10 protein-coding genes and 1 pseudogene are annotated in these 12,444 nt (G+C 73.0%); 1 reads left to right on the top strand and 10 read right to left on the bottom strand.

Annotated features, from left to right (window positions below):
* Positions 1-457: 457 nt before the first annotated feature.
* Both phoH2 and IF45_RS0123120 read right to left on the bottom strand, forming a co-directional pair.
* Positions 458-1,780, bottom strand: coding sequence for an RNA 5'-3' helicase PhoH2 (gene phoH2 / locus IF45_RS0123125; RefSeq protein ID WP_003948260.1), 1,323 nt, complete (start codon positions 1,778-1,780; stop codon positions 458-460).
* Positions 1,781-2,140: 360 nt separating this feature from the next.
* Positions 2,141-2,902 carry an isoprenyl transferase gene (locus tag IF45_RS0123120; RefSeq protein ID WP_003948261.1) on the bottom strand — a complete coding sequence of 254 codons (762 nt, stop codon included), beginning with the start codon at positions 2,900-2,902 and terminating at the stop codon, positions 2,141-2,143.
* 366 nt (positions 2,903-3,268) lie between these two features.
* Between IF45_RS0123120 and mgrA the strand changes: the two genes are divergently transcribed.
* Positions 3,269-4,306: an L-glyceraldehyde 3-phosphate reductase gene (mgrA, locus tag IF45_RS0123115; protein WP_030309332.1), complete on the top strand. Its 1,038-nt coding sequence runs from the start codon at positions 3,269-3,271 to the stop codon at positions 4,304-4,306.
* Between the two features lie 593 nt (positions 4,307-4,899).
* On the opposite strand, the gene IF45_RS33420 is transcribed toward mgrA, so the two are convergent.
* The 8 genes and pseudogenes from IF45_RS33420 to IF45_RS0123075 all read right to left on the bottom strand — a co-directional run bounded on the left by IF45_RS33420 (position 4,900) and on the right by IF45_RS0123075 (position 11,867).
* On the bottom strand, positions 4,900-5,166 hold the full coding sequence (locus IF45_RS33420) for a hypothetical protein (RefSeq protein ID WP_030309331.1): 267 nt from the start codon (positions 5,164-5,166) through the stop codon (positions 4,900-4,902).
* Positions 5,138-5,659 (bottom strand): annotated as a pseudogene (locus tag IF45_RS34030) (DUF5936 domain-containing protein); the annotation flags it as partial. The gene IF45_RS33420 and the pseudogene IF45_RS34030, both read right to left, overlap by 29 nt.
* A gap of 2 nt (positions 5,660-5,661) precedes the next feature.
* The gene (locus IF45_RS0123100; protein ID WP_030309330.1) at positions 5,662-6,597 is read right to left on the bottom strand and encodes a type II secretion system F family protein; all 936 of its coding nucleotides are present in this window, start codon (positions 6,595-6,597) and stop codon (positions 5,662-5,664) included.
* On the bottom strand, positions 6,594-7,943 hold the full coding sequence (locus IF45_RS0123095; RefSeq protein WP_030309329.1) for a TadA family conjugal transfer-associated ATPase: 1,350 nt from the start codon (positions 7,941-7,943) through the stop codon (positions 6,594-6,596). Before IF45_RS0123095 ends, IF45_RS0123100 begins: the two co-directional genes overlap by 4 nt.
* Before the next feature lie 70 nt (positions 7,944-8,013).
* Positions 8,014-8,394: a TadE family protein gene (locus IF45_RS0123090; protein WP_030309325.1), complete on the bottom strand. Its 381-nt coding sequence runs from the start codon at positions 8,392-8,394 to the stop codon at positions 8,014-8,016.
* The gene (locus IF45_RS0123085) at positions 8,391-9,977 is read right to left on the bottom strand and encodes a CpaE/TadZ family protein (protein ID WP_008409171.1); all 1,587 of its coding nucleotides are present in this window, start codon (positions 9,975-9,977) and stop codon (positions 8,391-8,393) included. The genes IF45_RS0123090 and IF45_RS0123085 overlap by 4 nt, the downstream gene beginning before the upstream one ends.
* Before the next feature lie 10 nt (positions 9,978-9,987).
* The gene (gene cpaB, locus IF45_RS0123080) at positions 9,988-10,695 is read right to left on the bottom strand and encodes a Flp pilus assembly protein CpaB (RefSeq protein ID WP_008409170.1); all 708 of its coding nucleotides are present in this window, start codon (positions 10,693-10,695) and stop codon (positions 9,988-9,990) included.
* A complete protein-coding gene (locus IF45_RS0123075) occupies positions 10,692-11,867 on the bottom strand; it encodes a hypothetical protein (protein ID WP_030309323.1) in 1,176 nt (391 codons plus the stop codon). The genes cpaB and IF45_RS0123075 overlap by 4 nt, the downstream gene beginning before the upstream one ends.
* Positions 11,868-12,444 lie beyond the last annotated feature (577 nt).

Below are 12,444 nucleotides of genomic sequence, written 5' to 3'. Positions count from 1 at the left end.
CTCGCGGACGCAATCGTGCCCTTGGCGCTGGCTTCCGCTCGAACGTGGTCACGGGAAGCACGGACCCGACAGGGCTGCCTCGCGCAAGCGAGGAGCGCCCCGTTCTGCTCGGGTGGCATACGGCGTCTCTATGGAGTTCTCGACCTACTTGGTACTGCTAGGGGTACCGCGTTGCCGTATGCGGGGCCTGACAGGAGCAAGACTCTGCCGGACGCCCCCGCCGCAAGGCAATTCTCTCCCGCGTGTTTAAGCTCACACGTTGTTTGCCCCACGGGGTTTCTGGAAACGTGCGCGCAGCAAAGCGCCGTCGGGCTAGGCTGCTTGGCCTTCCCCGACGGCGCTTTGTACCACCGGTCATACTTTTCGGACGTACCGATCAAATGGCCTACGACTGCGCCACCCGAACGCCCAACTCGCCCCGGTTCAGGCGGCTTAGGTCACCCGGTCGGCCCCGCCGTCACAGCTGGCCGTCCTCCAGCAGCTCGGTCACCAGGGCGGCGATCCGGGAGCGCTCGGAGCGGGTCAGCGTCACATGGGCGAAGAGCGGGTGCCCCTTCAGCTTCTCCACCACGGCCACCACGCCGTCGTACCGCCCGACCCGCAGGTTGTCGCGCTGGGCGACGTCGTGGGTGAGGACGACCCGGGAGTCGGCCCCGATCCGGGACAGGACGGTCAGCAGGACGTTCCGCTCCAGGGACTGGGCCTCGTCGACGATGACGAAGGCGTCGTGCAGGGAGCGGCCGCGGATGTGGGTGAGCGGCAGCACCTCCAGCATGCCGCGGGCCACGACCTCCTCGATGACCTCGCGGGTGGTGACGGCCGAGAGGGTGTCGAAGACCGCCTGCGCCCAGGGGCCCATCTTCTCGGCCTCGCTGCCCGGCAGGAAGCCGAGCTCCTGCCCGCCGACGGCGTACAGCGGCCGGAAGACCATCACCTTCTTGTGCTGGCCGCGCTCCAGCACCGCCTCCAGTCCGGCGCAGAGCGCCAGCGCCGATTTGCCGGTGCCGGCCCGGCCGCCCATCGAGATGATGCCGATCTCCGGATCGAGGAGCAGGTCCAGCGCGATCCGCTGCTCGGCGCTGCGGCCGTGGATGCCGAACGCCTCCCGGTCGCCCCGGACCAGGCGTACCTCGCCGGTCTCGGTGACCCGCCCGAGCGCCTTGCCGCGCTCGGACTGGATGGTGAGCCCGGTGTGCACCGGCAGCTCGGCGGCCTCCGGGACGAGCAGGGTGTCCTGCTCGAAGAGGAGGTCGACCTGTTCGCCGGAGAGGGTCAGCTCGGCCATCCCGGTCCAGCCGGAGTCGGTGATGGCCAGCTCCGCCCGGTACTCCTCGGCGAGCAGACCGACCGACGACGCCTTGATGCGCAGTGGCAGGTCCTTGGAGACGACGGTGACGTCGAATCCCTCGGCCTGGAGGTTCCGGGCGACGGCGAGGATGCGTGAGTCGTTGTCCCCCAGGCGGTATCCGGCGGGCAGGACTCCCGGGTCGGAGTGGTTCAGCTCGACACGGAGGCTGCCGCCGAGGTCCCCGAGCGGGATGGGGGCGTCGAGCCGGCCGTAACGGACCCGGAAGTCGTCCAGCAGGCGCAGGGCCTGGCGGGCGAAGTACCCGAGTTCCGGGTGGTGCCTCTTGGCCTCCAGTTCCGTGACCACGACGATCGGGAGCACCACTTCGTGCTCGTCGAAACGGATCATGGCGTTCGGATCGGCCAGCAGCACGCTGGTGTCGAGAACGTAGGTGCGCCTGTCGGGCATGCGGCGCTTTGAGCTGGTCACCACGGAAGGACGTACCCCCTCGGATGAGGTCGGGGTGCGACGGGGTCGCGGGGGCCTCCCCGGGGACGGAGGTGTCCCGGGGAGGAGGACGGGCCGGGCTCGGCCCCTGCGCGGGCCGGGCTCCGGCCCTCCGCTCCGTCCGTGCCGAGGGCTCGGTCGAGGTGGTGCAAAGGGCCTCCCGGGCGGGCGGCCGGGCCGCCCGCTGAGCTCCGACGCCCGCCCCTGCACTGCCCGGGCGCCGGCCTGGCAGTGATATTCCCTCCTTGCCGCCGCGCCATGCGTGGTGGTGTCACGCACAAGGATGAACTCCCGGTGCCGGAGGGAGATCCGGGACCGGGAGTCCGAGTGGCGCGGAGGGGGGCGTCAGCCGCCGAAGCGGCGGTTGCGGTACGCGTAGTCGCGCAGCGCCCGCAGGAAGTCGACCTTGCGGAAGGCGGGCCAGAAGACCTCGCAGAAGTAGTACTCCGAATGGGCGCTCTGCCAGAGCATGAAGCCGGAGAGGCGCTGCTCGCCGCTGGTGCGGATGACGAGGTCCGGGTCGGGCTGCCCGCGGGTGTAGAGGTGCTCCGAGATGGAGTCGATGGAGACGGTCTCGGCCAGCTCCTCGAAGGAGGTGCCGCGCTCGGCGTGGTCGAGGAGGAGCGAGCGGACCGCGTCGGCGATCTCCTGGCGGCCGCCGTAGCCGACGGCGACGTTGACCAGTATCCCCTGGTTGGCGGCGGTGGCCTCCTCCGCCTCCTTGAGGACGGTGCGGGTCCGGTCGGGGAGCATGTCCAGGGTGCCGACGTGGTGGACGCGCCAGCGGCCGTCGGCGGCGAGGCCGCGTACCGAGTCCTCGATGATGCCGAGGAGCGGGGTCAGCTCGGACTCGGGCCGGTCGAAGTTGTCGGTGGAGAGCATCCACAGGGTGACGACGCGCACCTTGGTCTCGGCGCACCAGCCCAGGAACTCGGTGATCTTGTCGGCGCCCGCCCGGTGGCCCTGCGCCGTGGTGCCGCCGGACGCCTTGGCCCAGCGCCGGTTGCCGTCGAGGATGACCCCGATGTGTCCGGGGACCTGGTCGTGATCGAGGCGGCCTTCCACCCGGCGTGCGTAGAGTTTGTACACCAGGTCGCGCAGATTCACGTCTGTTCAGCCCCTCCTGGGATCGACCGGTCACCGAAGCCGCCACACTATCGCTGTGCCGTCCGGGTCCGTCGTCGGGTTGGTCGCCGCTCCTGCCCGCGGAAGCGGGCTGCTCGTCCCGGCGGACACGGCTCCGCCCACTGACGATGGGGGGGACGTTCCGGAGAGGTGGCGCGGGCCTGCTTCTCGCTCCGCGCGGTGCGTGGCCGCGTCGGGATGCGCCGGGTTCGCCGTGGAGACGATAGCACCGCGCCCCGGGGGTGCGGTGGGGCCGCGGGCCCGGCCGACGGGCCCCAACTGGCCCTTCCGGACAAGCGGAAGGAACTCCTTCGGAAGAACCGGCGCCCCTGGCGTACTTTCGTGACCATGACCGACACGTCTGCGTACACCGCCGCGGCCGACCGCTACGACTCCATGGAGTACCGGCGCACGGGCCACAGCGGCCTCAAGCTCCCGGCGATCTCCCTGGGGCTGTGGCACAACTTCGGCGACGACCGCTCCCTCGACTCCCAGCGCGCGATCCTGCGCCGCGCCTTCGACCTGGGCATCACCCACTTCGACCTGGCCAACAACTACGGCCCGCCGCCCGGCTCGGCGGAGCTGAACTTCGGCAAGCTCCTGGCGCAGGACTTCGCCCCGTACCGCGACGAGCTGGTCCTCTCCACCAAGGCCGGCTACCTGATGCGCCCGGGCCCGTACGGCGAGTGGGGTTCGCGCAAGTACCTGCTCTCCTCGCTCGACGCCTCGCTGAAGCGGATGGGCACCGACTACGTCGACATCTTCTACTCGCACCGCTTCGACCCGGAGACTCCCCTGGAGGAGACGATGGGCGCGCTGGCCAGCGCGGTGCAGCAGGGCAAGGCGCTCTACGTCGGCGTCTCCTCCTACAACAGCGAGCAGACCGCCGAGGCCGCCCGCATCCTGCGCGAGATGGGGGTGCGCCCGCTGATCCACCAGCCCTCGTACTCCATGATCAACCGCTGGACCGAGGACGACGGCCTGCTGGACACGCTGGAGGCGGCCGGCATGGGCTGCATCTCCTTCGTGCCGCTGGCGCAGGGGCTGCTGACGGACAAGTACCTGAAGGGCATCCCGGAGGGCTCGCGCGCCACCCAGGGCAAGTCGCTCGACCCGAACCTCCTCTCGGACGAGGTCACCCGCCGGCTCAACGGCCTCAACGACATCGCCGCCCAACGCGGCCAGTCGCTGGCGCAGCTGGCGCTGAGCTGGGTGCTGCGGGACCCGCGGATGACGTCGGCGCTGATCGGCGCCTCCAGCCCGCGCCAGGTGGAGCAGAACGTGGCCGCGCTCTCGGGCCCGCCGCTCACCGACGAGGAGCTGCGGGAGATCGACTCCTTCGCCGTCTCGACACCGGGCACCAACATCTGGGCCGACCGGAGCTGAGCACAGCGGAAAGGGCGCCCCTCCACCGAGTCCTTCGGGGAGGGGCGCCCTTCGCGGTACGGGCGGTGCACGCCGTACCCAAGAAAGCGGGCCGGTCCGTGGGGGGGGTTACGGACCGGCCCGAGGGGGGGTTTCCACCATAACCCTTCGTAAGTGATGCTGCGTGCATTCCGGCAGAAAAATTACGCTCCGGAGTTGCCCAGCGACACACCGGGGAGCCCCGCCCGGAGCGGCATGACCCCTCCCACCGGCGGATTTCCCGGCCCGTGGGGCACGTGGGGCACGAGTGCGGGGTGGGACGCGCTCCACCCGCACGGGTTACGTCGGCTGCGGTCCTCGACTTGACGTATCCGGACCGGAGCGGAGGCCGGGCGGGCATGTCGCGCGGCCCCCTCCACCGCACGACACCCCGGGCCCCGTGATCCGCGCCGCGGCCAGACTCCGGTACAGGACACGGAGCCACAGCCTTTGCTGACGCGAATTCGTTGGTCTGAACCTACGCGAGAACCCAACAACCCCACGAGCCCCGTTCGATAACAATGCGGAATCGGTGGCTCCACGCCCTTCCTCTCTCCGCACTCCGCGCTCGCCGCTCACGTGCCCCGCTCCCCTCTCTTCGCGCTGTCCGGGTGCACTCGGGGAATGCGGCGCAGCACCATGGGCGCCATCAGAACTCCGAGGGGAGGCAGGACGTACAGCACGTGGTCGGAATTGAGAGCGAGCAGGCCGTTGAAGACGGCTCCGGACAGCAGGACCGTCAGTGGGCCCAGGAACCGGAAGAAGACGGTGGCGACCCCGGGAGCGAAGGCACCGGCGATCATCGCGAAGCAGAACAGCAGCGGCGGCATCAGCGACAGCATCGGGGAGGGTGCGGTCGATGACCTCGCGCCGGTCGCGGACCGCCTGCCAGATCAGGGCGTCGGCGGCGGTGAGGCCGAAGGCGAAGGTCAGCAGGGCGAAGAGGGTGGAGTCGTTGGTGAGGAAGACCAGGCCGAGGACGAGGCCGAAGACGCCGTAGACGAAGCGGCGGGCGGCGTACCGGTCGAGGGTGAGGCCACCGGGGTTGCCGGCCATGTCGATGCGGCGGCGTTTGGCGTCGACGCGGCGCGGGCCCATCAGCCGGAGGACGAGCGGGGCGAAGCGGATGCCGAGCCGGTCGACGGCGGACTCGGCGGTGGAGACGCGGGCGGCGCCGGACTCCAGGGCGACGGCGAGGTCGTCGGGGAGTTTCGCCTCGCCGCGCAGCAGGCGCAGGGCGGCGAGGGCGGCGGCCACCGCGGCGGCGGCGAGCAGGGCGAGGCCGAGCGCCAGCAGCGGGGACTGGAGCGTGGGGCCGGCGGCGAGGGTGGGCACGGTCAGACCTCGATCTTTCCGAGGCGGCGGATGACGAGGAAGCCGACCGCGTACAGGCCGAGTGCGATCAGGATGAGGATCTGGCCGAGGGCGGAGCCGGTGACGCGGGCGAGGGCGCCCTCGTTCTGCGAGTTGATGAGCAGCAGCGAGCCGAGGCCGAGGGCGGGCACGGTGAGCGCGGTGGCGTGCACCTCGGAGAGCATGGTGCGGACCTCGCGGCGGGTCTCCTTGCGCTCCTCCAGGGTGGCGGTGAGGTTGCGCAGCGAGGAGACGACGGTGCCGCCGGCCTGGTTGGAGAGGACCAGGGTGGTGACGAGGACGACCAGCTCGCGGGAGGGGAGCCGTTCGGCGAGTTCGCCGAGGGCGGCGTCGACCGACCTTCCCAGCGCCAACTGGTCCGCTACGCGGGACAGTTCCTCGCCCGCCGGAGCCTCCAGCTCTTCGGCGGCCATGGCGAGGGCGGTGCGCAGGGCGAGGCCGGCGGCGGTGGCGTTGGCGAGGAGCCGGGCCACGTCGGGGAGCTGGTTGATGAACGCCTCGATGCGCTTCTGGCGCTGCCAGTTGAGGAAGACGACGGCGCCCCAGGCGGCGGCCAGGGCGGCGATCGGCCCGAAGAAGGGGGCGAGGGCCGCCGTGGCGATCAGCCACAGGGCGGCGGTGGCGGCGAGGGCGTAGACGGTGAACTCGCCGACGGTGACGTCGAGTCCGGTGGCGGAGAGGCGCAGCGAGAGGTCCCGGCCGAGGCGGGTGCGGCGGACCCGGCGGTCGATGCCGGTGAAGCGGCGGCCGCGTCCGGCGGGGGGCGCGGAGGTGGCCGAGAGCCGGTCGACCAGGGCCTGGCGCTGGGCGCGCCCGGAGGCGTACACGTGGACGCCGGCCACGGCGAGCAGCAGGCAGAGCAGGGCGGCGCCGAGGGCGAGGCGGGTGGGGTCGGTCATGCCAGCGCCTCTCGGACGTGGGCGGGGTCGGCGGTGTCGGTGACGCCGAAGGCGGGGGGTACGCCCTCTCCGGCGAGGTGGAGGCGGTCGGCGACGGGGCGGGGCAGCGGGAGGTGTTCGAACCAGCCCGGGGCGGCGCGGTCCGGGCCCGGGGGGCCGGGGTGGTGGCGGGAGACGGTGGCGATGCGGAAGGGCTCACGGCCGTGCGAGACGAGGACGGCGATCTCGGCGAGGCGGCGGGAGCCGTCGGCGGCGCGGCTGAGCTGGACGACGACGTCGACGGCGGAGTTGATCTGGTCGCGGAGCGCCTCGAAGGGGATCTGCACCTCGGCCATGGAGCCGAGCGTCTGGAGCCGCATCAGGGCGTCCTCGGCGCTGTTGGCGTGGACGGTGGCGAGCGAGCCGTCGTGGCCGGTGGACATGGCCTGGAGCATGTCGAGGGTCTCGCCGCCGCGGACCTCGCCGACGATGATGCGGTCGGGGCGCATCCGCAGGGAGTTGCGGACGAGGTCGCGGATGGTGATGTGGCCCTTGCCCTCGACGTTGGCGGGGCGGGATTCGAGGCGTACCACGTGGGCCTGCTGGAGCTGGAGTTCGGCGGAGTCCTCGATGGTGATGATGCGCTCGTGGCCGGGGATGAGGCCGGAGAGGGCGTTGAGCAGGGTGGTCTTCCCGCTGCCGGTGCCGCCGGAGACGATGACGTTGAGGCGGGCCCGGACGAAGGCGGCGAGCAGCATCAGCAGGTGTTCGTCGAGGGAGCCGAGCTGGATCAGCTCGGGGAGGGTGTAGGCGCGCGGGAAGCGGCGGATGGTGAGGGTGGCGCCGGTCAGGGAGAGCGGCGGGATGATGACGTTGACGCGTTCGCCGGAGGGGAGCCGGGCGTCGACCATGGGATGGGACTCGTCGACGCGGCGGTTGACGGTGGAGACGATGCGTTCGATGGTCTGCATCAGCTGCTCGTGCGAGGCGAACCGCATCGGCAACTGCTCGACGCGGCCCGCCCGTTCGACGAAGATCGCGTCGGGTCCGTTGACCATGATCTCGGTGATGGACGGGTCTTCGAGGAGTGGTTCGAGGACGCCGAGGCCGAGTGCCTCGTCGACGACGCGGCGGATGAGCTGGGTGCGTTCGGCGCCGGAGAGGACCGGTCCCTCGCGGCTGATGATGTGGCCGAGGACGCGCTCCAGCCGGGCCCGCCGGTCGGCGGTGGCCAGCGAGGACATCTCGGCGAGGTCGATCTCCTCCAGCAGCTTGGCCCGGAAGACCGCGACCAGGTGCCCGTCCTCCCGCCCGGGCCGGGCGCTCCCCTGCTCCTCGGGGCCGGTGATACGTGACCTGAGGCTCATACGGTGTCGCCTCCTCGGGCGGGGGCCGGGCGGCCTGATGCGGCCGGGGTACGGGCAGGGGCGGGCGGGGTCATCGGTCGTCGTCGGGCATGGTGGCCGAGCGGGTCACGGTCCAGCCGTCGCCGACGAACGGCAGCAGGGTCGGCACCTTGACGGCGGCGGTGGCCTTGGTGGTCCCGTCCCCGCCGCCCCAGCTGAAGCTGACGTCCATCCCGGCGCCGACCGCCGCCTGGCCGGCCGCCGCCCCGGCCCCGGTGTCCTCCTGCGAGGCGACCCGGGCGGCGGCACGGGCGGCGGAGCCGGCCTGGTTGGCGGCGTAGCCGACGAGGCCGAGCTGGATGGCGGCGAGGCCGATCAGGAGGAGGACGGGGAGGAAGCCGGCGAATTCGAGGATGGCGGCGCCTCGGTCGTCGGGCCTCCTCGGCGACCGCTGCCGGGTCCGCCCCCTCACCGCTCCCCCTCGAACGCCGCCCCCGCCCGCCCCGTCACCTTCCACCCGGGATTCACCCCAGGGAAGAACAGCGGCACGTCCGCCTTGACCGTGGCCTGCCAGACGGAGCCCGCGTCGGTGCAGGTGACGGCGGCGCCGGACCAGGCGGAGGGGAGGTGGCGGGTGGCGGCGGTGCGGCAGGCGGCGGGGCCGGAGTCGCCGGCGGCGTGGGCGGCGGTGGCGGCGCGGGCGCCTTCGTCGGCGGCGTTTCCGGCGAGGGTGTAGGAGTAGCCGTAGAGGGCGCACTGCCAGAGCAGGGCGAGGACGACGAGGACGAGCGGGAAGATCCCCGCGAACTCCAGGGTGACGGCGCCCCGGTCGCCGTGGGCGCCGCGGCGCTTGCGGCCGGTGGGGCGGTCGGGTTCGCGGGGGCCGAGGCCGAGTTCGCCGGCGAGGCCCCAGAGGGCCTGTTTGACGGTCGACTTGGCGTCGAGGTCCTGGACGCGTCCGGCGTCCAGGGCCGACTGGAGTTCGCGGTAGTGGGCGGGGACGGTGGTGCGGGCGACGCGGGTGCCGGTGATGCGGGCGACCAGGGCGGGGTTGATCTCGGTGCCCTTGCCGTACCGGTTGACGACGGTGGTGGTCTCCTCGGCCTTGCGGATCTGGAGGCGTTCCCAGAGGCGGATCTGGCGTTTGGCGGCGCGGACGGCGACCACGTCGGGGGTGAGGACGAGGAGGGCCTCGTCGGCGAGTTCGACGGCGGCGGCGTTGGCGGCGGCCATCTGGGTGCCGCAGTCGACGATCACCACGTCGTAGCGGCCGCGCAGGACGGTGACGACCTGGCGGGCGGTGCGGTCGGTGACGTCCTCGCCGCGTTCGCCCTCGGCGGGGGCGGGGATGACGGCGAGGCCGCTCTCGTGGGTGAAGACCACGTCGGCGAGGACGCGCGGGGTGACGTCGCGGATGGCGGCGAGGTCGGCGACCGAGCGGCGGAACTGCACGTCGAGGTAGGAGGCGGTGTCGCCGGACTGGAGGTCGAGGTCGAGGAGGGCGGTGGAGCGGCCCGACGCCTGGGCGGCCAGGGCCAGCTGGACGGCGGTGAGGGTGGTGCCGACGCCGCCCTTGGCGCCGGAGACGGTGACGACGCGGCCGCCGCCCCCGGCGGCGAGGAGTTCGCGGCCGCTGCCGGTGGCGAGGTGGCGGCGCATGTCGAGGGACCAGACGGCGGCGGCCTGGACGCGCTCGGCGAGCGCCTCGTAGCTCATCGGGAGGGCGACGATGCCGCGCGCCCCGGCGTCCATGGCGGCGGTGATGACGGCGGTGCCGGTGTCGGTGGTGAGCAGGACGACGCCGACCGAGGGGAAGCGCCGGGTGACCTCGCGGACCAGGTCGAGCGCGGGGGCCGGGCCCATCCGCTCGTGGACGAGGACGACCTCGGGCAGCTCGTCGAGGGACTCGGCGGCGAGCGCGGCGAGGGTGTCCAGCAGCGCCGTCGAGTCGGGCAGGGCCTGCGCCGGTTCGGCGTCGGGCAGCTGGGCGAGGAGGGTGGCGAGGACGCGGGCGGCGTCCTGGTCACCGGCGGCGGGGAGAATGCGCAGCGTCATCGGCCGCCTCTCACTTGTCCTCGTCGAGGGTGTACGTACGGTCGCCGCGGCGCAGGCCCTCGTCGCTGCCGGGCCCGACCAGGGCGAGGCGGACGTGGGCGGCGAACGACTCGGCGTAGGCGACGCGCTGGGCGTCGGCGGCGGAGAGGGCGAAGGTGATGGGGACGGCGTCGACGGGCTGGCGGCGCCGGTCGTCCTGGTCGGGTTCGAGGGCGGTGAGTTTGCCGACGTCGATGACGCGGGCGTTCTCCACGATGATCCGCGACTGGTCCTTCTCGCCGTCGTTCTCGGCCTTGAAGGTGGCGTAGATGTTGACGTCCGAGCCCGGGGTGATCTTGCCGGCGACGCCGGTGGCCGCGTCGATCATGATGGCGATCTCCTGCTCGCCGGGGCGGACCTCGGGGCGGGCGACGATCATGTCGGTCTGGAGCAGGGAGCCCTGGCGCAGGGTGGTGACGGCGATCTTGCCGCGTATCTGGCGCAGGTCGGTGACGGCGTTCTCGGAGCGCCACCGCTCGGGCATCGACACCTTCTCGAACTGGTCGGCGCTCAGCTCCTTGTAGGGGGCGACGTCGGTCTTCAGCCGGTAGGCGGGGACCTCCGGGCCGACCTTGGCGTTGACGTCCCGGACGACCGAGAGCACTCCGGCGAAGGCTCCGACGGCGCAGAGCACCGAGAGGAGCAGCAGCAGAACACCTCGACGCTGGCGTGCGTTCATGGGCGGGGATTCCTTGATCGGGGCGGCGGCGGGGGCTGGTGGGGGTCCTCGTACGGGCGGTGCGGGCCCCAGTCGGCGGGGGCCTCGCGCTGGGCGGGGCGCAGGGCGTGGACGCCGGTGGCGGGGCCGCCGGTGGGTCCGGCCGGGGTCTGGGGTGTCCCGGGCGGGGCGGCGCCGGTGTCCAGGGCCGGGGCGAGGCGGGGGTCGCGGGCGGCGGGCAGGGCCCGGCCGGCGGCTGCCGGGGCGGTCCTGGCGAGGGCGGGCGCGGGTTCGCGGCCGCGCAGGCGGCCCGGGGCCGGGCGGGTGGCGGGCAGGGCGCGGCGCCCGCGTTCGCCGGGCGGCGGGAGGGGGGCGGCGCAGAAGGCGCAGCGGTCGCCGATGAGTTCGAGGCCGCACCAGTGGCACTCCTCGCGGCGGACGGAGGAGACGAGCTGGTAGAGGACGGAGATGTCGGGGATGGCGGCGGCGAACTCGGTGAGCTTGGAGGTGCCCCACCAGTCGGCGGAGGCGGCCGGGAGCTTGGTGGGGGTGACCTCGCGGACGTGCCAGGCGCGGGCGAGGGCGCCGGTGACGCGTTCGGCGGGCAGGCCGCCCTCGGCGACGACCAGGCGGGTGGGGAAGCCGGGGGCCTTCAGTCCGGGGTCCTGGTCACCGGAGAGCCGGACCAGCTGGGGTTCGGGGCGGGCGAGGACGGCGAACTGGCTGCCGGGGAGCCAGGACTTGGCGTGCGCCTTGAGGCCGACGGGGACCTGGTCGAGGCGGGCGACGGAGCCGAGGACCGCGCCGGCGTGCAGGTAGTGGGCGAGGAGGCGGGCGGCGCTGGCGAGGACGCCCGGGGAGAAGTCGCAGATGGAGAGCTGGCGCAGTTGCAGCGCGAGCAGGGCGGTGCCGAGCGGGGGCAGGTCGACGCCGACCAGGGCGAGCCGGTCGGTCTCCAGGGCGGCGCGGGCGGCGTGCAGCCGGTGGACGAGGGCCGGCGGGGCGGCGGCGGGGTGGACGACGAGGACGTGGCCGTGCTGCTCGACGAGGGTGTGGATCTCGGCGAGGGTGCGGTCGAGGCTGCCGCCGCGCTCGCCCGGTTCGGCGGACTGGAGGATGGCGGCGGGCGGGGTGTGCCGGTCGGGTGAGGGCAGCACCAGTTCAGGACTGGTGACCGCGACGGCGGTCGGCATCCAGGACACCCCCGATCCCCTCGGCGGCCGGCCCGGCCGCCCGCGTGCTTGCCCGGCGGTCGCCCGCCGTCCGTCCGCCCTCGTCGGCGGGGCGGTCCGGCTGTCCGGCCGCGCGGGCCCGACGCCCCTCATCATCGCCACAAAACTGTCCCGACACACCGGTGTTGGGGCGTCTCCTTCGGTATCTTCCGCTCCGGTCAAGGGTGTTCGTCCGCCGTTGGTGGCGCGTTCCCGGCGTTCACCCCGCCACACGTGCGTCCGTACCGCTTCTTTCCCCGGCGCCACCACCGGGTTCGTCCGGATCAGACGGGATCACGCCGCCGGGTCTCCGCCGGCGCTGATCCGCCAACTTGGCCGGAATCGTATGCACAATCGCCGAAGTTGACCGGTTGGCAGGGAGCGGCGGCCGGTCGCGGCCGCTCCGGGCGGACGGCCGTACGGACTCCTCGGCCGACCCCTGCGGGAACCCTTGACAACCCCATTGGTCTGGACCAGTTTGGTGCCCATCGCGGTGGCCACCGTGCGCCAACTCCCCGCCCCCTCCCGGGTGGCGGGCCCCGTCGGCGCGTCCCCCCAC

It is taken from the genome of Streptomyces albidoflavus, from assembly GCF_000719955.1.
Classification (GTDB): domain Bacteria; phylum Actinomycetota; class Actinomycetes; order Streptomycetales; family Streptomycetaceae; genus Streptomyces; species Streptomyces albidoflavus.
Note: the sequence above shows the minus strand (reverse complement) of the source record. Positions and strands in the feature narration are given on the sequence as shown.

What these genes read in the sequence shown, in the direction of transcription:
- mgrA (WP_030309332.1), top strand. Translation starts at nt 3,269, where the DNA reads ATGACCGACACGTCTGCGTACACCGCCGCGGCCGACCGCTACGACTCC.
- IF45_RS33420 (WP_030309331.1), bottom strand. Translation starts at nt 5,166, where the DNA reads ATGCTGTCGCTGATGCCGCCGCTGCTGTTCTGCTTCGCGATGATCGCC.
- IF45_RS0123100 (WP_030309330.1), bottom strand. Translation starts at nt 6,597, where the DNA reads ATGACCGACCCCACCCGCCTCGCCCTCGGCGCCGCCCTGCTCTGCCTG.
- IF45_RS0123095 (WP_030309329.1), bottom strand. Translation starts at nt 7,943, where the DNA reads ATGAGCCTCAGGTCACGTATCACCGGCCCCGAGGAGCAGGGGAGCGCC.
- IF45_RS0123085 (WP_008409171.1), bottom strand. Translation starts at nt 9,977, where the DNA reads ATGACGCTGCGCATTCTCCCCGCCGCCGGTGACCAGGACGCCGCCCGC.
- cpaB (WP_008409170.1), bottom strand. Translation starts at nt 10,695, where the DNA reads ATGAACGCACGCCAGCGTCGAGGTGTTCTGCTGCTGCTCCTCTCGGTG.
- IF45_RS0123075 (WP_030309323.1), bottom strand. Translation starts at nt 11,867, where the DNA reads ATGCCGACCGCCGTCGCGGTCACCAGTCCTGAACTGGTGCTGCCCTCA.